The sequence below is a fragment of the Halobacillus sp. ABD4_316 genome (assembly GCF_056161385.1).
Genome location: NZ_JBSWZA010000001.1, coordinates 705,511 through 726,104 on the forward strand (window position 1 = coordinate 705,511; position 20,594 = coordinate 726,104).

Below are 20,594 nucleotides of genomic sequence, written 5' to 3' on the forward strand. Positions count from 1 at the left end.
AAATAGACTAAATCACAGGCTCTTACTTAAATAAACGATCTGTAGTATAAGGACTGACGTCCATGGACGTATCCTCCCCTGCTGCAAGTGCAGCCAGCTGGGCGCCGACATAGGGTCCACTCGTCAGCCCCGATGCCCCCAAACCGTTGGCAGCAAGGATATGCGGCTGATTAGGCAGCCGCCCGAAGACAGGGAGCGATCCAGGAGTGAAAGGTCTGAACCCTACCTTCGTTTCTACATAGGCAGCTTCCTTCAACCCCGGCGCTGTGCGAAGAGCTTTTTCCAGCAGTTGATGAATGCCACCAGCTGTAACCCGTGAATCATGCTCATGAATTTTTTCTTTCGTCGCTCCGACAACAAGTTTCCCTTCTTCAAAACCAAGCATATAGTGGCTGAAAGGCGGCAGGAGGACCGGCCAGTGCTCCGTTGCATACCCGGTCAGATGAAGGTGGATGATCTGCGCTTTCTCGAAGGTCACCCGCGGGCTCAGGGCAGAAGGCGCAAACAATTCCCGCATCCAGGATCCATTCGTAAGGATCATTTGATCGGAATGCTGCGGCACACCATCAATGTCGACACCTTGGATTTCCCCTTTATATGTACGCAAAGAGGCGTTCCCATAGATAACTTCTGCTCCTTTCCGCTCGGCCGCTTTCAAAAGAGATTCGGTGACACGGCTGCCATTTACTCTCCCCGCCCCCGAGAGGTGAAGAGAGCGGTAATGTTCCGCAAGAGGTGGAAACATCTCCCTTGTTTCTTTTGGAGACAGCTTCGATATCTCCCCCATTTCCGGCGTTTCCATTTTCCGCATTTCTGCATAAGCGGCTTTCCGGTCAAGCTTTTCTTCGGTATCGAATATATTGAGTGCGCCCACCCTTTTATAACCCGGATCAGAAATACCGGCTTCCTTAAGATGCTCCACCAGTTCAGGGTAATATCCCGCGCCGTTGACAGCGAGCTGGTACCAGTCCTTACTCGTCCGGTTTGTCAGCCATGGACAGATGATCCCAGCCGCATTCCGTGTAGCCTGTCCACCTTCCCCACGGTCTACAATCGCCACTTTTTCTCCTTTGGAAGCTAAATGGTAAGCTGTGGAAGCTCCCAGTATCCCAGCTCCTACAATGATATAATTCATTCTATACACCTACATTTTCATTCATTTTCTTATGATAGTTTAAAGCAAAAATGTCTGGAAAGATAGGGAGCGCCACTATTTTCAATGCACCTCCCACTGCAGAGACTGGTTCTTTGACGCCCGTCAAAATATGATAGGATGGATGAGTAGTTCCAAAAAGGAGTGAATCCGCTCATGAATGAACAATTAAAAACAGGAATTGCCTTGATTGCAAGTTTTTTCCTTGCTTTTGCGGGAGCAAGCCGGATGTTAACAAGCCAGCTGGAAGATATGGCGGTATGGACGGCATGGATGTTTATCATTACCGGTGTGATCGGAATCATCGCCAATGGATTGAAATGGAAAAAAATCAACCGTACCCCCGGGACATCCAGCCCTAAGAGAAACCATAAGTAAAAAAACGTCCAGCAGCTGCTGGACGTTTCCGGGATAATCCTTTATTGATACTGATGAACATCGGTCTTTATTTCGTTACGCAGGTTCAGTACTGTCTCACGGTCCGAAGTAAACGGACGTTGATAGGACTGCTTGTATGTTTCATGACCTTTGCCGGTGATTACAATGACGTCTCCTTCCCCGCCACCCTCGACGGCCGTTTTTATGGCTGAGGTTCTATCAGGAATGATCCGCACGTGAGACCGGCCTTCTTCTTCATGTAGTTTATAGAGGGTGGCCGTCATTTCTTCATAAGCCACCGCGTTCAAATCATCAAGGGTCAGGATATAGCCGTCACTCCACTCTGCCGAAGCTTGCAGCATAGACGGCCGCTTGGATTCATCCCGATTCCCTCTGAATCCAAATACATGAGTAATATTGCCGTCATACTGCCGGGCAGCGGTTTGAAGGATGTGACGAATACTGTCTGCTGTATGAGCATAGTCGATGATCACATGCACACCATTCGGCATGGAATACTGCTCAAAGCGACCAGGAATACCTGGGAACGATTCTAAAGCATCGACCATTTTCCCTTTTGAAACTCCTAAACAAGCAGCAGCTGTACAAGCCTGAAGCGTGTTATAGCTGTTGTAGATACCTGTAATGGGGGTTGGATAATAAAAAGAGTTTCCATCTTCAAAGACGCGGACTCCTTCGTCATTGACCTCATCAATCCGGATATCACAAGCGGCATTTTCACCTATAGAGGTAACCGCAAGTCCTTCGTCTTTAAGCAGACTTGAGAGTCTGTCCCCCCACGGGTCATCCACATGAATGATGGCCTGTCCCCTTTCCTTCATCATAAAGAAGAGTTTGGACTTCGCCTTAAAATAATCTTCCATTGATGGATGGTAATCCAAGTGATCCTGCTGAAGATTAGTAAATAGCGTGATATCAAAGGACACCCCCTCCAGGCGATGCTGGTCCAGCCCATGGGAGGAGACCTCCATCACGACCACATCGTCCCTGCTTTCATACAACCATTTATGAAGGTCCACCACGCCGGGGGTCGTCTGGAACCCTTCCACGGATTTCCCATTCATATAATTCCCTACCGTTCCAAAGCGTCCGCAGGAAAAACCGCTGGACTCCAGAAGATGATGAAGCAGATGTGTAATGGTCGTCTTTCCATTGGTCCCCGTCACTCCTATTATCGTTTTGCTTCGTGCGGGATATTGATAAAAAGCCGCTGCCAGTATCCCCAGCGCTCTTCTCGGTTGTTCGACGTACAAAAATGGTACGGGGATATTTTCCGGCTTTTTGCTTCCTACAATGATTGCGGCTCCATTACGGCAGGCTTCGTATATATAATCATGGCCATCTGCCTCATGACCTTCTACCGCTGTAAATATTTGACCAGGGCTCACCTGTCTTGAATCATCTGTAATTCCTGTTATGTCTTTTTCCAGCCCAAGTGCTGTAAAGGGCTGGGGGTCTATGTTTAACAGTTCGAATACCTTCTTGATTTTCACGAGGACGTCTCCTTTACTGCGACATTCATGTACAGCCCTTATTTTAAAACAATTCAGGCTTTCACGTACAAATATTTTCATGATGTTATTGAATTTTAATGTCATCCCCTAAATCCTGGTTCATCAGGAAAATTTGAAACCATCCCCTTCCCCGATCCGTATAGTAATTGTCGATAGAAATTCGATGAACATGTATACTATGGAAGAGATTGAAAGGAGAGTACATATGACAAAAAGAATTACCGCGGCAGTCATTGCCGGTGCCCTGCTGATCGTAGCGATTGCCGTCCAGGCGGCTGGAGCATTTTTATCACAGGAAGATGAGGAAAAGAACGGCACGATGTCCCTTTTCTCCTCCAGTGAAAAGCTGGAAGAAAAAGTGGTGGAGAAAGGGTCTGGATCCAACCGCATCGTAGAAATCAACCTTGAGGGAGCGATTATGGACAGTCCAGGTTCCAACACCAATCCGTTCAGCGGTGGAGGCTATCAGCATGACCGTTTCATGAAAAAACTCGAGCAGATCAAAAATGATCCAACCATCAAAGGTGTGCACTTATATGTGAACTCGCCGGGCGGCGGTGTTTATGAGAGTGCAGAAATCCATGATAAACTGATTGAGATTAAAGAAGAAGATAAAATGATCTATGTGTCCATGGGGAACACGGCTGCTTCCGGCGGGTATTACGTTTCTGCGCCCGCTGATCAAATTTATGCTTCCAACGACACGTTCACCGGCTCCCTTGGTGTCATTATGCAGAGTGTGAATTATCAGGAGCTCGCTAATGAGTACGGCGTCAAATTCAACACGATCAAAAGTGGCGAGTTCAAGGATATTATGAGTCCCACAAAAGAAATGACGGAGGCTGACAGGGAAATTCTCCAGACCTTGGTTGATGAATCCTATCAACAGTTCGTTGACGTTATTTCTGAAGGAAGAGATATGTCTGAAAGCCGTGTGAAGGAACTGGCTGATGGAAGAATTTATTCCGGTAAGCAGGCAGCTGAAAACGGACTTGTTGACCAGATCGGCTTCCGCGAAGATACCCTTGCTGCTTTAAAAGAAGAAATCGGTGGAGACCCACAGGTGTTTGAATACAAGAATACAATCACATCTTTGTTTGATTTCCCAATGGCGCAGAGCTTGATGCCAGACAGTGAGATCCGTTATATTGAACAGCTGATCAGTGAGCGTCAAGGTCCGACATTGATGTACATGTACACAGAATAAGGAGGAGTAAAGATGGAAACTACAGAATTTGAACAACCCAGTCACCCATTATCCACTTTAGTCCTTCAACAGAAGGATGATATACAGAGAGTCATTTTTGCGGGATTTATCCCCCGCTTTTTTGCCTATCTCATCGACCTTCTCGTCATCTGGAGTGTGAATTCCATCGTAACAAAACCACTGCTGCGCCTCGTTAACCTGGAGGATGCGCAAATGTGGATCCCTTTGTTCAGTGCAGAAAATATCATGACGTCCTTGATTTTCTTCCTGTACTTCATTCTGATGACCAAGTTTTTCCAGGCATCACTCGGGAAGATGGTGTTCGGTCTATCCGTTGTGTCTCTGACACGCAGCAGGATGAGTAATGGTCAGATTATCTTCCGGGAGTGCATCGGACGTTATATCAGCATGGCCCTCGGAGGACTTCCCTATCTTGTCGTGGCCTTCACAAAACGCCACCAGGGCATCCATGATTTATTTGCTGATACTTCTGTCATTAAAAACCGATTTACAAAATTGAACGATCAAATCGAAGAAGACAACCGGTAATGAAAAGCCTGCTCCTCAAAAAGGAGCAGGCTTTTTTCAGCGGTATGGATCTTGTTTTCCTGTACCATTCTTTTCCCCTTTTTCTCTTCGAAGTGCATTTAAATCCTTCTTGCTTTTATTTTTCGCTTTTTTTCCCATGTTCCACCCTCCTTTCCTTCTTATCCTTTGTTATTTTTCTGCAGCTAATGAAGCAGTTTCTTCCATTTCGAAGGCTGTTCCGCTTTTCAGGGTAATCCCTCATGATTGGCTCATACTAATAAAAATTCCAAGAATCTTATGGAGGGCTTTCCGTTGAATGTCAAGGAGTACCTGTCCCAGAAGAAAAACGATGACTGCGTTACGATCAAAACCATCCCATTTGATTCCCACAACATTTATGTTTTATATATGCCTTCTATTACAGATATGACTAAGATCCAGGATTCCATTCTTGCCCCGCTGCTTGAGTGGAACAACCCGGATCACCAAACCGTAGAGCATGCATTTTCGGCAGAACCGCTGACGATCCTTTCTCAAGCAAAGGATATGGACAGTCACCTTCTCAATGGATATACACTAATGCTTGAGAGAGAAACCGTATATGCTGTTGAAACGTGCGGATTCCATTACCGTGCTGTATCAGAGCCTGTATCTGAAATGACTCTCCGGGGCGCCCGGGATGGGTTTATTGAATCACTGGAAGAAAACATCAAGCTCCTCCGTGTTCACTTGAGATCTACACATTTAAAGTTCGAACACCTTTCTCTCGGTTTGAAAGCTTTCACCCATGTAACCATTGCCTACGTGGAAGAGGAAGCCAATGAAAAATTATTGGAAGAAGTAAGAAAGCGTATAAAGGCCGTTAAAGAAGACTACCTCCCGGATGGAGGGGTGGTCGAACAAAGCCTGGAGAAAAATACGTTCTCTTTATTTCCTGAGCTCCAGGAAACCGAACGACCGGCTAAAGTCGCCAACGCCCTGGCTGAGGGAAAGGTGGCCATCTTCGTGGAAGGATCCCCTTCTGTCCTGTTAGCACCTGTAACCTTGAATTCCCTTTTTCAGACATCAGATGATTACAACTTCAAATGGATTCCTGCGTCTCTCATTCGTCTCATGCGGTTTGCTGCTGCATTTCTTGCTGTTATGCTGCCATCTATCTATATCTCCTTGATTTCCTTTCATCATGGATTAATTCCAACAGATCTGGCCATCTCCATATCCAAGACAAGAGAAGGTGTGCCTTTCCCTTCATTCATGGAAGCATTTGTTATGCAGATGACGATTGAAATCCTCCGGGAAGCCGGCATTCGTCTGCCTAAGCCTATTGGACCGGCTGTCAGCATTGTAGGAGCCATAGTAATAGGTGAGGCAGCTGTAACAGCCGGAATCGTCAGTCCATTAATGATCATCGTCGTCGCCTTTGCAGCTATCTGCTCCTTTACCATTGTCGATTACAGCCTCAGCCTTGCGTTAAGGACGGTGAGTTTCGTCATGTTGTTTGTCGCTGCTATGCTCGGGATTTACGGCTTAATCCTCGCCGTCTTTATTCTGAGTATCCATTTGATTCGGTTGAACAGCTTTACAGTCCCTTACCTGGAACCCTTTGCTCCTTATTACCCAAACAGATGGAAAGACACATTGATCCGGTTACGATTTGATAAAGAAGGTGGTTTGGATGAGTGATTTAAGACAATTGACTTCCATTCAGCTGATCGTCATCTTTATATCAGCGATGATCGGCGTAGGGATCATTTTGATGCCGCGTGACCTGGCCAATGCTGTGAACTCCCCGGACTTATGGGTCAGTATCATCATCGGCGCTTTTCTTATGTGCCTGATCGCCACTTTGTATGTTTTATTAGTCACCCGTTATCCAGGTCTCACTTTCTTTGATATGTCAAAAAAGATCACAGGCAGATGGGTCGGAACGCTGATCAACCTCTTTTTCATTTTTCACTGTCTCATTGTAGCCTCCTATATTTTAAGAGTGACCACAGCGATTATAAAAAATTACCTGTTGGATACCACTCCCTTATATATCATCATTGGATCATTTATGCTGGTCAGCCTTTATTTAATCAGCAACGGACCTGGAGATGTCGTCCGTTTCTTCCAGCTGTACTTTCCTGTCATGATGTTCATGTTTCTCATTCTTGCTCTTCTGAGTTTCAAAGATGTGGATGTTCAAAACTTAAGGCCTGTCCTGAAGAGCAATCTTATGACAACGGTCACCCAATCGAAGATATCTTTCTTTTCATTTATCGGCATTGAATTCCTGATGATTTTCTCTCCCCTCATCAAAACGAAAAAAATAAAAAAACTGGCTTTATCTGTATGGACCAGTATTATTGTGACAGCTGTGATCTATGTGATTTTTCACATTTTAACCATCGGGGTTTTAGGCATAGCGGAACTAAAGGAAAGCACGTTTCCCACGATCGAGATGGCCAAAAGCATTGAATTTCAAGGTTTCTTCTTTGAACGTTTTGAATTGATTTTCATTTTCGGCTGGCTGATCACTGTATTCACTTCATTCGTGACTTATACTTATGGAATGATTCTCGGCATTGGGAAAGTAACGAAGCCGGGCTGGTGGTGTATGGCTGCCGCAGGCCTTTTGATTTTCACTATCACCCTTTATCCGGAAGGCCTTACAGAAGTGCTGGATTACTCCTCTCACATTCAATGGATCAGTGCGGCTGCGGTCATCGGATTCCCTGGACTGTTACTGATCGTATCATTGATGAGGAGGCAGACGCATGACACTTAAACCTATTTTCTGTCTGGTTTGTTCGACTTTCCTGTTAACGGGATGCTGGGATATTAAGGAAATTGAAGATGTCGGTATTGTTACCGGACTTGCTTTAGACGTTGCCGAAGATGACCACATGTTAATGATTAATCAATATGTAAAGCCCGGGCAGATTCCTACACAACAGGACAGTTCCCAGCAGGACAGCCCGTATCAAAATCTCGAATCAACCGGAACAACGCTGTTTGAGATGATTCGTGAGAACTCACTCGAGAGTAACCGACCGCCAAACTATACTCATTTAAAATCGATTTTATTCTCAACCAGGCTGCTCGAAAAAGAGAAGCTCAGCCAACTGATTGACCTTTATATCCGCGACCACGAATTCCGCCGGACTGTTCCAGTATTCATTACAATGGATCCTGTTCAGAACATATTCAACGCCCAGCCGGAAAAAGAGCTGTTTCCATCCATCCAAATTAAAGAATTAAGTGAAAACTACCATAAGAATAATACCAACCCTAAAAACTTAACGATCGGAGATATGTCCCAGTATATTTCAGAAAAAAGAAGCTTTATTATACCTGGAATGGCTATGATTAATGGAAATATCAAATCCTACGGAGCCGGCGTCATTTTAGGAAAAACGTCCCAATATATCGGCTGGATTCCACTTGAAAAGATGGAAGGCGTCCGTTACCTCCATAACAATGTGGAAGGTGGATACATTTATTTAAGCGAAAAAAATATCGTAGACGGACCCGTCGTTCTGGAAATTAAGGGGGCGGATTCCAAATTTGACGTTTCCTTCTCTGACGGGGAACTTTCCATGAGTGTTGATGTAAAGGTGACCACATCCCTTGGCGAGGACTGGGGCGTCGACCGCAACGTTTTTGAAACGGGTTGGGAAGAAGGAATCAAGAAAGCCGCGGACAAAAATATCGAGGATAAGATCAATGCCATTCTTCAGATCGCGCAGAAAGAATTAAAAACGGATTTTGTCCACCTTTCCCAGTGGGTACGTATCCATCAGCCGGACTATTGGAATAAACATAAAGAGGAGTGGGATGAAATCTTCTCCCAGATGGATATTGATGTGAAAGCAGAAGTTCGTATTAAGGACTTTGGCACACAGAACTTCAACATGGAGTAACATTTTTTGATTCCTCTTCTTCTTCGGTTTACACTTTAGGAGAGAATGTTGGAGAGGATGATTAAAATGGGACAGGAAATCAAGGGAAAAACCGCCTACATTACAGGAGCCGGACGCGGGATCGGAAAAGCCACCGCTCTCAAGCTTGCCTCTGAGGGCGTGCACGTCGGGTTAATGGCCCGCACAGAAGAAGAGTTAAACAAAACAGCAGACGAAGCAAGGGCTTATGGAGTACAAGCCGCTGCAGTCTCTGTAGATATTGCCCGGCAGTCAGACGTAGAACAGGCGGTTGAACAATTAAAAGAGCGTATCGGCTCTGCCGATATCCTCATTAACAATGCCGGCATGGGGCTTTACGGGGATTTCCTGAATATCGATCCTGAAGATTGGAAACGCACCTTTGAAGTCAATGTATTCGGTACCTACCATGTGACCAGGGCGGTCCTCCCCGATATGATGGAGAAAAATCATGGGGATATCATCAACGTTTCTTCAAGCAATGGTATAAAGGGAACTGCAGGATCCACTTCCTACAGCGCCTCGAAATTCGCTATACAGGGAATGACGGAAGCGCTGATGCAGGAAGTGCGCAGAAACAACATCCGTGTCTTCACCCTGAACCCGAGTCTTGTGGCTACAGAGCTTGTCTTTGGAGATCATTTGGAAGAGCAGGATAAGGAAAAATATATGCAGCCGGAGGATATTGCCGAGTATATGACGGCTCAATTGAAGCTTCATCCAAGAATCTTCATTAAACAGTCCCTTCAATGGGCTACCAATCCATTCTAATTTTCAATGGTGTAAAACCCGTCCTGTATTGGTGACACCTCCACGCGGGACGGGATTTATTATGTCATTTCGCTGCGAATAATCCTCAGCTGAGACAGCTCTTTCAACCACTATGCAGATGGAAGATATCAGTGCCTGTTTAAGTCATTGGTAACCTGCCTCTTCCTTATTTATCACTCCAACGGAAAAACCTCGCGGCTAATACTGTAGAAACGACGGCAATGCCGATCAATACAAACACTTCGAATCCATATTCAAAAATGGGTGCTTCGTTCCACGTCCCACGCAGAAGTTCGATCACATAATAAAGCGGAAGGACTTTGGCTGTATATTGGAGGACTTCCGGCATCATTTCCAGGGGAAAAGTAGCCCCTGACAAGAAAATCATCACATTCAAAAACAATGAACTGATCGCAGCCGCAGACTGTGTATTTTTAGCCAATGATGTAATAAAAAGAGCAAAAGGGAAAAAGGCAGCGATACTTAGAAAAAGAGCAGCTAGTGTGCTTCCCATATAAAGTGGAAGTTCCAGGTCATACATCAACATTCCAAATACAAGAAGGAGCAGAGCAGAACAAAGAAAAATCACCGTCCCTTGAACTGTGTGAGCAGCCAGGATCTTCCACGGCTGTAAAGGGGTGGATTGATATCTGCGCAGGACTCCGGTTTCCCTGTAGCCGGCCAAAACGGTTCCCAAGGTGAAAAAGGAAGTGGTCACGATATTTACTCCGATCCAGGAAGGTACAAATAACGCAGCAAATGAAAAGTTTCCTTCAGCATTGTCTCCAAACATGGATCCAAACAGCCAGATCATGACGACTGGAAATAAAAAGGTCCAGAATACACTGAGACGGTCGCGGAAAAACATTTTCGTTTCCAGCTGTGCAAGCTTCCATACGACATTCATCTGGCTTCCTCCTTCTCCAAATACTGGACAAAAAGATCCTCCAACGTCCCTTTAGCAAATTGGAAATGATTTAAGGATAGATTCTCTTGATGACCATAGGCGAAGAGATGATAACTGGTGAGCTGCAGATCGTCACTGTACACTTTAAACGTATCTTCTTCTTTTTCAACTTTGACCACCCCCGGCATAGATGGAAGCTTTACATAAGGAAAATCATCGCTTTGAAATGTGATCAGCATGGCACCACTCTGCTCAAGCAGAACGGAGGGCCGGTCCATTGCTTTCAGTTCACCACTGTAAATCATTGCCACCCGGTCACAGAGCTGTTCAGCCTCTTCCATATAATGGGTTGTCAACACGATAGTGCTTCCTTTCTCTCTCAACCGGCGGATCAACGTCCACATTTCCCTTCTGGCGTGGGGGTCCAGTCCCATACTCGGTTCATCAAGAAAAATGATTTCCGGCTGGTGCAGGGTCGCCAGTGCCAGGGTAACCCTCTGCTTCCATCCTCCTGACAAATCTTCGAAACGGACATTCATTTTCTCCTCCAGCCCCAGCATTTCCACAAGCTGTTGTTTCATTACTTTTCCTGGGTAAAAAGCAGCAAATAAATCCAGGGCTTCTTTCACTTTCATTTTCTTTTGAATGGATGTCGCCTGAAACTGAACACCAATCCGCTGATTCAATTGTTGAAGTTCCCGATTCGGCGTAAGTCCCAGCACATCAATGGTTCCACTGTCAGGCTTCAAAATTCCTTCAATCATTTCCAGCGTCGTTGTCTTGCCCGCTCCATTGGGTCCAATGATCCCAAAAATTTCTCCCTTTTTGACGGAAAATGAGACGCCTTTGACAGCCTGCACTTTTCCGAAGCTTTTGGTCAATCGGTCCACTTTGATTACAACCTCCATTTGCTCTCCACCCCTTCTTCGTCCTTTCTGACCCTTCTTACGTATCACACAGAGATAAGTTTCAGAATAGCAGGAAAAATCACGCGCCTGCTATAGTTCCATCATAAGACCGATGGTTGATAAATTCCTCCAGTTCTGTCCGACACGTCAGATCATCCCGGTCAAATACCATCGTTCCTTCTTCACCTGCATAAACCTCCATTCAAAAAAGCCGCCTTCCAAAGGAAGACGGCTCACATGTTATTCTTCTTTCATCCATTGTGGCTTACCAAAGCCTTCAAACTTTTCATCCATGATTTCCTCAAACTCTTCCGATTCCACAACTTCCTTAATATCCTTGGCAAACTGGGCATCCAGATCTTCGGTCTTGACAGCTACCCGGTTTCTATAATCATCCGGCATATCTTCGAGGGCGAGAGCACTCAGCAGATCCATCTCGGCAGCAAGCGCATAGTTACCAGGAACCATGGATAGATCCTCGCTGTCCACCAGTCGTGGCAGCTGGCCGGCTTCTACTTCAACGAATTCGATTTCTTTTGGATTTTCTACGATATCGTTCAAAGAGGCACGAAGAGGGTCTACATCTTCCTTCAAAGTGACCAGACCTTCATCTTCAAGAATGATCAGCGCTCGGGCCAGGTTCGTCGGGTCATTGGGAATCCCCAGCGTACTGCCTGTTTCAACACCATCGATATTCTGATACTCACTGGAATAAATACCCATAGGTGCTGTTGGAACAACAATGACCTCGGACAGATCCAGGTTGTGTTCTTCGGCAAAGGACTCTAAATAGATTTTGTGCTGGAACAGGTTAGCATCCAGATCACCATTGGCTAACGCTTTGTTAGGCTGCACATAATCCGTAAACTCTTTATTGGTTACTTCATAGCCTTTCTCCTCCAGCAGCGGAGCAATCGCTTCGGTGACCATATCACTGTAAGGACCGGATGTAGCTCCAAAGCGGATGGTTTTCTTCTCTTCTGCATCTGCATTTTCTTCTCCGCCACCACAGGCAGACAAAAAAGTAATGATTGTTAAAGCTGCAAACAAGGTTACGATTTTTTTCATTTTATCTTCCTCCTGAACTTCGTTTCGTCTTGGGTTAACTTTTTTTCACTGTTTTTGCCAGGAAATCCCCAGCGTACTGGACTACCTGAACAAGGACGATCAACACAATAACCGTTGTAAACATGACGAAATTATCATAACGGTAATACCCGTACCGGATGGCGAGGTCGCCGATCCCTCCACCGCCAATTGCGCCGGCCATTGCGGAATACCCGATCAAGCTGATGGCTGTTATCGTTAAACCACTGATCAAGCCCGGCTTGATTTCAGGAAAAATGATATCTTTAATAATCAGCCATGGGGAAGCCCCACATGCGATAGCCGCTTCTATGACGCCTTTATCAATATCCCTGGCGGATGATTCTACAATTCTTGCATAAAAAGGAATCGCTGCGGCCGATAAAGCAACGGAGGCGGCAATCGGTCCTGTTGTCGTACCTAAAAGAAAATTAGTAAATGGGAATAAAAACACAAGCAGGATGATAAATGGAATGGAACGGACAAGGTTTACAAAAATGCCCACAGCTCCTTTGATCCATTTGTTTTCCAAAAAGAAGTCACGGTCGGTAACAAATAGCAGCAACCCCAGAGGCAGACCGGCGATAACGGCTACGCCAAGTCCGATCCCTACCATGATCAATGTTTCCATAAATGATTTATTCAGCTCGGGCCACAGGTTGATCAGCTGATCGATCATGATTCAGCACCTCCACTTCATCCAGTATCGTTTTCAGATTTTCCACAGCTCTCCCGACTTCCTGCGGGTCACCGGTTAATTCCATAACAAATGTACCGAGGGCTTTTTCCTGTATATAATCCACATTTCCATGCAGGATGTTTCCCTTGATTTTATAGTTCTGAAGCAGATCCGACACAACCGTATCTCCCGCCTGTCCGCCGGTAAACTTCATCTGGACAATGGTGCCGCGGCTGTTTTTCAGCAGTTCTTCCGGAACATGGAAATCGATCACTGTTCGAATAAACCGCTTTGTCAAAGCATTTTGAGGAGAGGCGAAAATTTCGTAGGCCGCCCCCTGTTCTACCACTTTTCCTTCTTCCATGACCGCACAACGGTCGCAGATTTCTTTCACCACTTCCATTTCGTGTGTAATCAATACAATGGTCAGTCCAAGCTCCCGGTTGATTTTCTTTAATAGTTTCAGGATCGACTGTGTCGTGTTCGGATCGAGTGCGGAAGTTGCTTCATCGCACAGCAGCACTTTAGGATCGTTGGCCAGTGCCCGGGCAATACTGACCCGCTGCTTCTGCCCTCCACTCAATTGAGCGGGGTACTGATCGGCTTTATCGCTAAGACCTACAAGTTCCAACAGACGCCTGGCACGATCATTGCGCTCCTGTTTTGGTTTACCGGCCGCTTTCAAAGCAAAGGCCACGTTCTCCAAAACCGTTTTCCCCATAGCAAGGTGGAACCCCTGGAAAATCATGCCGATGGACTGTCGTGCTTTTCTAAGGTCCTTTTTGGAGAGAGAAAGCAGATCGATCCCATCGATATAAACCTCTCCTGATGTCGGGCGTTCCAATATGTTCATGCATCGGAGGAGTGTACTCTTACCAGCTCCACTGTATCCGACGATTCCATAGATTTCCCCCTCCTGAATATCGAGAGAAACCTTGTCCACCCCGATCACCTGTTTTTTCTTGGATGTGTAAATTTTACTGAGCTCCTGGATGGAAATCATAACCGTCCTCCTTTACCTAATAAAAAAACTCTCTTCCTTATCAAGAAGAGAGTTTCGCATAACTATCAGCCAAACTCTTATCTCCCGGAATATCATTCCGGCGGATTTAGCACCACTCCACATGGAAGGTTGCTGTGACGTCTACGGGCCTTTCCCTCAGTCACTCTTGATAAGAATTAGTTGTTGCTATTCGTTTATGATTTACAACTTTAACGCATCATTCTGCATTTGTAAACAATTTTCCCAACATTTCATTAATGGACAGGGATGTGCCGGGAAGCCTATTACGTTGTTTAAGTGACTGGAAGAGGAAGGAATAAAAGGAATAACAAAGAAAAGGGAGAGTGAAAGAATGAACAAACAAGGAGAAGACCTGCTTAAAGAATATAGAAATGGCATTGAAACCCTGACCGAACACCTGCCGGAGGCCACAAAAGAATACAATCACTTTACCGGCTCGTTCTTTGAAGACGGAGAACTCAGCAAAGGTACCAAGCACTTAATGGCTCTTGCCATCAGTGTGAAAGATGGAGATGAAGCCAGTATTGCCTATCACATGGATCAGTGCGTCGAAGCAGATTGTTCGGACAAGGAAATTTATGAAACGATGGGTGTATCAGCTGCTTACGGCGGGGGCTCTGCCATGAGTCAGGCCGTCACCACAGGTCTGAACATTCTTCAGGAATTCCGAAACCGTTAAGCTGCAAAACCGGGGGGCCTGCTCCCGGTTTTGTTATTGACATATTATTCTGTCATCTGGATAATGATGGCTATATCATTACCAGAGGTGATCAACCATGAAAAACGTAACTGTACAAGGAGCACCTGCGATTTATAAAGCTGAGCCTGGAATTTTAAGGAATATACCGGAATTGTTGGAAAACCAGGCCTTTGCAAAAGCAGGAATCATTCACGGTGAGCAGTCGTGGAAGGCTGCTCAGCCCTATTTTCCAAAGCTGACGATGCCGGTCCAATCGGAAGCCTATAACGGGGAGTGCTCCCATAAAGAGGTCATGCGTCTCAGTGAAGCCCTGCGGGACTGTGACGTCTTGATCAGCATCGGAGGCGGAAAGGTCCTTGATCTCGGAAAAGCCTGTGCCGATCAATTGAATATTCCAGTCGTGCTCATTCCTACACTAGCCTCAAACTGCGCACCTTGGACGCCGCTCAGTGTGTTTTACGATGATGAAGGGAATTTTGAGGAATACATTATTTATCCACGTAGTACATGGATGCTGCTTGTAGAGCCTGATCTGCTCGTTCGTGCCCCGGAACCTTATCTCAGGGCCGGCATCGGCGATACGCTCGCCAAATGGTATGAAGCGGATGTTCTCACGAGGTCTCTCGCCTCCAAACCGATTTCCGTAGACATTGCGCTGCACGCGGCCGGATTATGCAGGGATGTTCTCATACAAGATGGTACAGAAGCTGTGGAAGCCGTTCGTCAGCAAGCCGTCATACCTGCCCTCATGAGAGTTGTGGAAACCATTATTATGGCTGGCGGTATGGTCGGTGGATACGGGGATAGTTATGGAAGAATCGCCGGAGCCCATTCAATCCATAACGGCTTGACCAAAGTACCGGAAACCCACGCTTTCCTTCACGGAGAAAAAGTGGCTTATGGTATTCTCGTCCAGCTTGCTCTGGAAGGCCGCTTTGATGAAATTGAAGCACTCACCCCTTATTACCAGGAGATGAACCTGCCGGTAACCCTCGATGACTTCAACTTGACCAACAAGGCAGAAGCCATCTCCATAACAGCGGAGCATGCTGTAAAACCGGGGGAATCCATCCGATTAATGAACGTCATGGATGCCGCTCAAGTGGAGGAAGCGATGACCCAGATTGAAAATGGTTAACCGCTGATGCGGTTAACCATTTTCAATCTTCTTGTTCCTTGGTATAGAAGAGCATACCCAAGTGAAGCTACTCCATACAACGATTTATATTTCCTGCCCAAGTCAGCACAGGCCGGGACCGCGGCAGGCATCCACCCGTCAGCCGGACGCGAACATCCAGATGAGAAGGTATGATCCAGGAAAAGATATGTTTTTTTCTAAAGGCTAAGGAAAACGGTCGTTTCCTTTACCCTCCTATTACCTCTCCGACATAAATCCCACTAGCCGCTGCCTGGGACAAGGAATGAGTGACGGATGAGCAGTCTCCGACCAGAAAAAGTCCCGGGACGTCCGTTTCAAAATTCCTGTTGGTTGGAATAACTGGTTCGTAAAATTTAGCATCAAGCCCATAAAGCAGCGTGTCAGGATCCACCGGTTCACCTATCGCTGCTTCAAGAGAGGTCAGGAACTCGATGAGAGCCTCTATATAAATATGTGGCACTTCTTCTATCAGCGATCCTTCGTCAGCGGAAAGAGAAGGAATCACGGAGTTTGCATGAATTGAAGTCGTCCCCTTTCCCTTTTTCAAATCTTCAAGACGCTGGACCACGATTCTTCCCCTCGAACGATTGATTCCTCCAATGACGCGTGATGCTTCTTCCACCGCCTGCTTTAGACTCGGAAAGTAACGGGTGACAAACAAAGTGAAATTCAAATTTTCTCCCGGCACCCCTTGTTCTCGTGAATTCTGACCATCAGGCATGACAAGTCCATGCTGATGTTTTCGAATAATCCTGCCTTTGGGATTCATACAGTATGTGTAGGCCGTAAAACGTGACGTTTTTTTCAAAAGTTTCGTTTCAAATGATTCTTTTAGGAGAGCATCCAGCTGGCCGCCCCGCATTTCCAACCGTATACCCAGGTCCAGCCGCGTCTCCCTCGGTTCGATGCCAAGCGGTTCCGTTATCCGTGCGAACCACTCCCGGCCGCTGTTTCCTGTCGCAAGCACAACTTTTCGACTTAGAAACTCCTCACAATCTGTAACGATACGGAAACCTTCACCCACCCGTGTAATGGAATTGACATGGGTGTTAAAAGAAAAGGAAAGCTTATTGACTAAGTGTTCATATAGGTTTTGAAATACCTCCTTCGACAGGGAAGTACCAAGGTGGCGTACCTCCGTCGTTAAAACGGTCAAGTCACCACAAGCAGCCCTTCTTTTCACATGCTCGTTATCTGTTGAATACATGTCCACACGGTCTCCTCCAAAACCGGTTAGAATGCGGTCCACTTCTTTCATGAGGCGGGCGGTTTCCTTTCCGCCGATTTTTCGTGGAAGCTCTCCACCAAAAGCGTTGGTAAAATTGAATTTTCCCTCTGAATTCCCAAGACCGCCAAAGCCTATGTACTGATCGCAGGCTCCAGAGCACGTGCAAGGTTGTCCATGCCCCTGTGCGCAGGATCTCTCTTTCAACGGTTTTCCTACGTCTACGACTTTCACTTGAAGTCCGGGGTGTTTCTGGACAAGGGTGTAGGCCATAAATGTTCCCGCTACACCAGCACCGACAATGGTCACATCATACATGTTCCTGCCTCCGCTCTTTAAGTATTGCGTAGACACACGTGTCTGTCAGCTGTTTCCCATCCACGGATCGATCATCATTACGCAACATTCCTTCAAGATGGTAGCCAAGTTTTTCGGGAACCTGCCTGCTTTTTTCATTTTCCCTTTCACATCGGATTTCTACACGCGCTCCACCGAGATCATAAAGAGCCAGCCGCGTTATTTCACGCACGGCTTCCTGCATATACCCATGCCCACTCCATTTGGTGTCGATCCAGTACCCGATTTCAAACTTCGGAATATCCCAGTCAATAGTATGAAGTCCAGTCGTCCCAACAAACGCTCCATTCTCCTTGTGAAAAACAAGATACCGGAGTTTTTTTCTTTCCATAAAATCTACATGGGCCTGCCTGATATTGCTTTCTGTATCTTCAATCGAAGGCATCTCCTGCACAAAAGGAAGCCACGGCTTCAACTCCTGTTCCGACCGATGAACAGCTTCATTAACCGCCGGGCCGTCTCCAGCCTCCGGCCTCCGTAGACGAAGGCGTTTCGTATGCAGCACATAGGGAACGTCGATATGTATAGGATCCAAGGTTTCCTCTCCCCTTTCTCACTAATAGAATACCAGACTGTTAACCTCTTTGAAAAAAGATTTACATTCATCTTATATAAAATAAAAAGAGGAAGAAGGGCCTTCCCCTTCTTCCTCTTTTTATTCATTTATGAAACCGCTGCTTTACCCTTCCCTGCAGCGATACGGTAATAATGGTTTTTGGCTTTCCACCTTTGATACCCGGAATAAAAACCGACCCCCAGACTAAACACGGAGAGAACAGCTGCCATAACCCAGGAAAAATCCGTAGTAACAATAGCCGGAAGCCAAACTTGAGCCGATTGGGAAAATGACGAGCGCAGACTATAGAAAAACGGCCGTTCCAGCCAACGCTCTTCCCAAATCTGCCATAATTGTTCATTCGTCTTACGTGCCATTGTTGTTTCATATAAAAACAGCCCGAAAAAGAGCATGGCAGCTAGATAAATGATTCCAGTCACCGATTCAAAGAAAAGCTGAGAAACCCCCACCAGAGAGGCCATAATCAGAAAGTTGTACCACATGGATTTCCGGCTTTTCATCCGAGTGGAAATTTGATCCACGCTTTCTTCATCCAACGCTTTTTCCATAACATGCTCCCTTTCTGCCTTTTTTGTTAGGTTACCAAAAAAATACAGAAAAGGAAAACACCCCTTACATCAAAGGTTCCCTTGTTTTGAATCTGCTGGATACGTACCATCTGCATCGTGTTTTTCCCGCCCCTGTAAAGGTGGATTAAACACACAGATCATCCGCATATCCGTGAAGGCACGGAGCACGTGTTCATCATGCTGATCCAAGGCGTATAAAGTGTTTTTGCGAATGGGCCAGGTCCTTTGATCAGAAACAGTCACGACCTCGCCTTCCCCTTCTATACAGTAGACCGACTCGAGATGATGCTTATACCACATTTTCGTTTCCGTTCCCGCCCTGATTACAGTATCGTTGACAGAATAACCCATATGATCTTCAGCAACAAGTAAACGCCGGCTGATCCAGTTCCCTCCATCCACTTCCCTGTTGGATCCAACAACATCTTCCAGTGCTCTCACTTTCATCTGCCATCCCTCCTTGCCTTACTTTATTCCATAGACACCAACGTAGACCCTTTCATCACATTCTCTTTCTGTAAACAAAACAGGCCTGAGGTACCATGTTTCGATGGTTCCTCAGGCCTTCCTGCGAGAAGTGGAATGTGCCGCTGTTCAGGCAAGCAGACATGCGTGATCATACAGATAGGCGTATCTCAAATCAATGAAAAGAAAATGCTGGTCGGTTAATGGAAAGCTGAATGTGCGGACCATTTCTTTCGTTTCAATATCCGAGTAAAGGTCCGAAAGAAGACCGGCGTGCGTTTCCCTCATTTTCATCACATTTTCCAGAAAATACGGGCGGAAAGCCCAGTTGGATCCTCTTTTATCCGTTTCCATAAACCAGTCGTCTTCTTTTTTACGGAAGTTGGAGGATACTTGTTGACCGTCCATGTGGCAAATGAACATACGGAAGCTTTCATTGTGAAACTTCTCCGTCACCCCATCAATAAACGCATCGGATTTCTTTGGTCCTTCCCACCTGGCCAGGAGCTGTCTCACCTTGGCTTCCCAATGTTTCACATACTGCTGACGATCTTCCAACAGGCGTTTTTCCCGCTGTACAAAGCCGCTCATCCGTTCTTTGATATCCACCGACAGCGCCCCCTTACCTATGGGGTCGAAGGATGGGTGGGCAAGGTAATATCCCTGATAGAATCTGCTGCCGTGCTTCCAGGCAAAATACAATTGAAAATCATCCTCGATATTCTCAAATAAAAGTGCCGCCCCGATCCGATGGGCGAGCATAGATAACGAGTACATGATATCCTGAAAAGCATCTCCATCCTGTCTGCGGATGATCCCTGTATCAATTTTTAAAATATGGGGTTCCAAAAGTCTGATCCGGTCGATATTCGAGCTCTTTGCTCCAACATGATCCACGGCAATCTGGATACCGTACGTTTTAAAATACAGCAGAAGGTGGTTCAAGGTTTCAAAGTCTTCATCAAAATCATGTTCAGTCACTTCAATGACAATACGACTCAGGTCAAATCCCTGGTCCTTGAATTGAAGGAGCGACTGCAGGAGATCATCCCCATTGTTCACCATCAGCTGCTTAGCATTGCGGTTGATAAACAGCAGACCTTCTGTTCTGTTATCCATCATCATGTGGACCGCTTGAGTGAGGACGACTTGATCGACCTCCACTTTGAATTCCTCCGGCACGTCCGTATCATGGAAAAAGGGACCAAGACTCTCCCACGTCTGATTTTCTTTATAACGGGCCAGCACCTCATATCCGATCACATCGTGATTAATTGCACTGACAATCGGTTGAAAGACAGGCTTTATTCTATGTAAGTTCCCTACAATATCCAGTGGATCCATGAGTCTCCTCCTTTTCATGTCATTCTATTATTATACAATACAAGCCGTAGTCAGCTAAAGCATGTGTTTGACAAGGTGATTTTGCCGCTTCATCCATAC

Annotated in this window: 22 protein-coding genes and 1 riboswitch; of the genes, 9 read left to right on the plus strand and 13 right to left on the minus strand. The window is 46.1% G+C overall.

Features of this window, described 5'->3' with window-relative positions:
* Positions 1-22: 22 nt before the first annotated feature.
* A complete protein-coding gene (locus ACXAJH_RS03830) occupies positions 23-1,135 on the minus strand; it encodes an NAD(P)/FAD-dependent oxidoreductase (protein WP_474970401.1) in 1,113 nt (370 codons plus the stop codon).
* A gap of 174 nt (positions 1,136-1,309) precedes the next feature.
* Between ACXAJH_RS03830 and ACXAJH_RS03835 the strand changes: the two genes are divergently transcribed.
* Positions 1,310-1,531: a hypothetical protein gene (locus ACXAJH_RS03835; protein WP_474968755.1), complete on the plus strand. Its 222-nt coding sequence runs from the start codon at positions 1,310-1,312 to the stop codon at positions 1,529-1,531.
* 41 nt (positions 1,532-1,572) lie between these two features.
* On the opposite strand, the gene ACXAJH_RS03840 is transcribed toward ACXAJH_RS03835, so the two are convergent.
* A complete protein-coding gene (locus ACXAJH_RS03840; RefSeq protein WP_474968756.1) occupies positions 1,573-3,045 on the minus strand; it encodes a UDP-N-acetylmuramoyl-L-alanyl-D-glutamate--2,6-diaminopimelate ligase in 1,473 nt (490 codons plus the stop codon).
* Between the two features lie 226 nt (positions 3,046-3,271).
* Between ACXAJH_RS03840 and sppA the strand changes: the two genes are divergently transcribed.
* The 6 genes from sppA (at position 3,272) to ACXAJH_RS03870 (ending at position 9,495) form a co-directional block, all read left to right on the plus strand.
* Positions 3,272-4,273, plus strand: a complete 1,002-nt coding sequence (sppA, locus tag ACXAJH_RS03845; protein WP_474968757.1) for a signal peptide peptidase SppA — start codon at positions 3,272-3,274, stop codon at positions 4,271-4,273.
* 12 nt (positions 4,274-4,285) lie between these two features.
* Positions 4,286-4,822: an RDD family protein gene (locus tag ACXAJH_RS03850; protein WP_474968758.1), complete on the plus strand. Its 537-nt coding sequence runs from the start codon at positions 4,286-4,288 to the stop codon at positions 4,820-4,822.
* Positions 4,823-5,113: 291 nt separating this feature from the next.
* Positions 5,114-6,484 carry a spore germination protein gene (locus ACXAJH_RS03855; protein ID WP_474968759.1) on the plus strand — a complete coding sequence of 457 codons (1,371 nt, stop codon included), beginning with the start codon at positions 5,114-5,116 and terminating at the stop codon, positions 6,482-6,484.
* Positions 6,477-7,571, plus strand: a complete 1,095-nt coding sequence (locus ACXAJH_RS03860) for a GerAB/ArcD/ProY family transporter (protein WP_474968760.1) — start codon at positions 6,477-6,479, stop codon at positions 7,569-7,571. The genes ACXAJH_RS03855 and ACXAJH_RS03860 overlap by 8 nt, the downstream gene beginning before the upstream one ends.
* Positions 7,561-8,706, plus strand: a complete 1,146-nt coding sequence (locus ACXAJH_RS03865) for a Ger(x)C family spore germination protein (RefSeq protein ID WP_474968761.1) — start codon at positions 7,561-7,563, stop codon at positions 8,704-8,706. Before ACXAJH_RS03860 ends, ACXAJH_RS03865 begins: the two co-directional genes overlap by 11 nt.
* A gap of 66 nt (positions 8,707-8,772) precedes the next feature.
* Positions 8,773-9,495, plus strand: a complete 723-nt coding sequence (locus ACXAJH_RS03870) for a 3-ketoacyl-ACP reductase (RefSeq protein WP_474970402.1) — start codon at positions 8,773-8,775, stop codon at positions 9,493-9,495.
* A 166-nt stretch (positions 9,496-9,661) separates the two neighbouring features.
* On the opposite strand, the gene ACXAJH_RS03875 is transcribed toward ACXAJH_RS03870, so the two are convergent.
* The 6 genes from ACXAJH_RS03875 to ACXAJH_RS03900 form a co-directional block, all read right to left on the minus strand.
* Positions 9,662-10,402, minus strand: a complete 741-nt coding sequence (locus tag ACXAJH_RS03875) for an ABC transporter permease (RefSeq protein WP_474968762.1) — start codon at positions 10,400-10,402, stop codon at positions 9,662-9,664.
* Positions 10,399-11,310: an ABC transporter ATP-binding protein gene (locus ACXAJH_RS03880; protein WP_474968763.1), complete on the minus strand. Its 912-nt coding sequence runs from the start codon at positions 11,308-11,310 to the stop codon at positions 10,399-10,401. Before ACXAJH_RS03880 ends, ACXAJH_RS03875 begins: the two co-directional genes overlap by 4 nt.
* A 79-nt stretch (positions 11,311-11,389) precedes the next feature.
* Entirely contained in the window at positions 11,390-11,512 is a 123-nt protein-coding gene (locus tag ACXAJH_RS03885; RefSeq protein ID WP_474968764.1) for a hypothetical protein, read from the minus strand.
* Between the two features lie 38 nt (positions 11,513-11,550).
* Positions 11,551-12,378 (minus strand): MetQ/NlpA family ABC transporter substrate-binding protein, encoded by an 828-nt coding sequence (locus ACXAJH_RS03890; RefSeq protein ID WP_474968765.1) that lies wholly within the window; start codon positions 12,376-12,378, stop codon positions 11,551-11,553.
* A gap of 34 nt (positions 12,379-12,412) precedes the next feature.
* A complete protein-coding gene (locus ACXAJH_RS03895; RefSeq protein WP_474993462.1) occupies positions 12,413-13,078 on the minus strand; it encodes a methionine ABC transporter permease in 666 nt (221 codons plus the stop codon).
* Positions 13,035-14,078, minus strand: a complete 1,044-nt coding sequence (locus ACXAJH_RS03900; protein WP_474968766.1) for a methionine ABC transporter ATP-binding protein — start codon at positions 14,076-14,078, stop codon at positions 13,035-13,037. The genes ACXAJH_RS03895 and ACXAJH_RS03900 overlap by 44 nt, the downstream gene beginning before the upstream one ends.
* Positions 14,079-14,152: 74 nt before the next feature.
* A riboswitch (SAM riboswitch) is annotated at positions 14,153-14,254 on the minus strand.
* A 176-nt stretch (positions 14,255-14,430) separates the two neighbouring features.
* On the opposite strand from ACXAJH_RS03900, the gene ACXAJH_RS03905 reads away from it, so the two are divergent.
* Together ACXAJH_RS03905 and ACXAJH_RS03910 are read left to right on the plus strand one after the other, a co-directional pair.
* A complete protein-coding gene (locus ACXAJH_RS03905) occupies positions 14,431-14,778 on the plus strand; it encodes a carboxymuconolactone decarboxylase family protein (RefSeq protein WP_474968767.1) in 348 nt (115 codons plus the stop codon).
* A 97-nt stretch (positions 14,779-14,875) separates the two neighbouring features.
* The gene (locus ACXAJH_RS03910) at positions 14,876-15,937 is read left to right on the plus strand and encodes an iron-containing alcohol dehydrogenase family protein (protein ID WP_474993122.1); all 1,062 of its coding nucleotides are present in this window, start codon (positions 14,876-14,878) and stop codon (positions 15,935-15,937) included.
* Positions 15,938-16,163: 226 nt separating this feature from the next.
* Here ACXAJH_RS03910 and ACXAJH_RS03915 read toward each other — a convergent pair whose 3' ends face one another.
* The 5 genes from ACXAJH_RS03915 to ACXAJH_RS03935 all read right to left on the minus strand — a co-directional run bounded on the left by ACXAJH_RS03915 (position 16,164) and on the right by ACXAJH_RS03935 (position 20,495).
* Complete coding sequence (locus ACXAJH_RS03915; protein ID WP_474968769.1) at positions 16,164-17,501, minus strand: NAD(FAD)-utilizing dehydrogenase; 1,338 nt, start codon at positions 17,499-17,501, stop codon at positions 16,164-16,166.
* Positions 17,494-18,075 (minus strand): GNAT family N-acetyltransferase, encoded by a 582-nt coding sequence (locus ACXAJH_RS03920; protein WP_474993124.1) that lies wholly within the window; start codon positions 18,073-18,075, stop codon positions 17,494-17,496. Before ACXAJH_RS03920 ends, ACXAJH_RS03915 begins: the two co-directional genes overlap by 8 nt.
* A gap of 128 nt (positions 18,076-18,203) precedes the next feature.
* The gene (locus ACXAJH_RS03925; RefSeq protein ID WP_474993125.1) at positions 18,204-18,665 is read right to left on the minus strand and encodes a hypothetical protein; all 462 of its coding nucleotides are present in this window, start codon (positions 18,663-18,665) and stop codon (positions 18,204-18,206) included.
* 69 nt (positions 18,666-18,734) lie between these two features.
* Positions 18,735-19,133 (minus strand): ectoine synthase, encoded by a 399-nt coding sequence (locus tag ACXAJH_RS03930; protein ID WP_474968772.1) that lies wholly within the window; start codon positions 19,131-19,133, stop codon positions 18,735-18,737.
* Positions 19,134-19,280: 147 nt separating this feature from the next.
* Complete coding sequence (locus tag ACXAJH_RS03935; RefSeq protein ID WP_474968773.1) at positions 19,281-20,495, minus strand: EAL domain-containing protein; 1,215 nt, start codon at positions 20,493-20,495, stop codon at positions 19,281-19,283.
* Positions 20,496-20,594 lie beyond the last annotated feature (99 nt).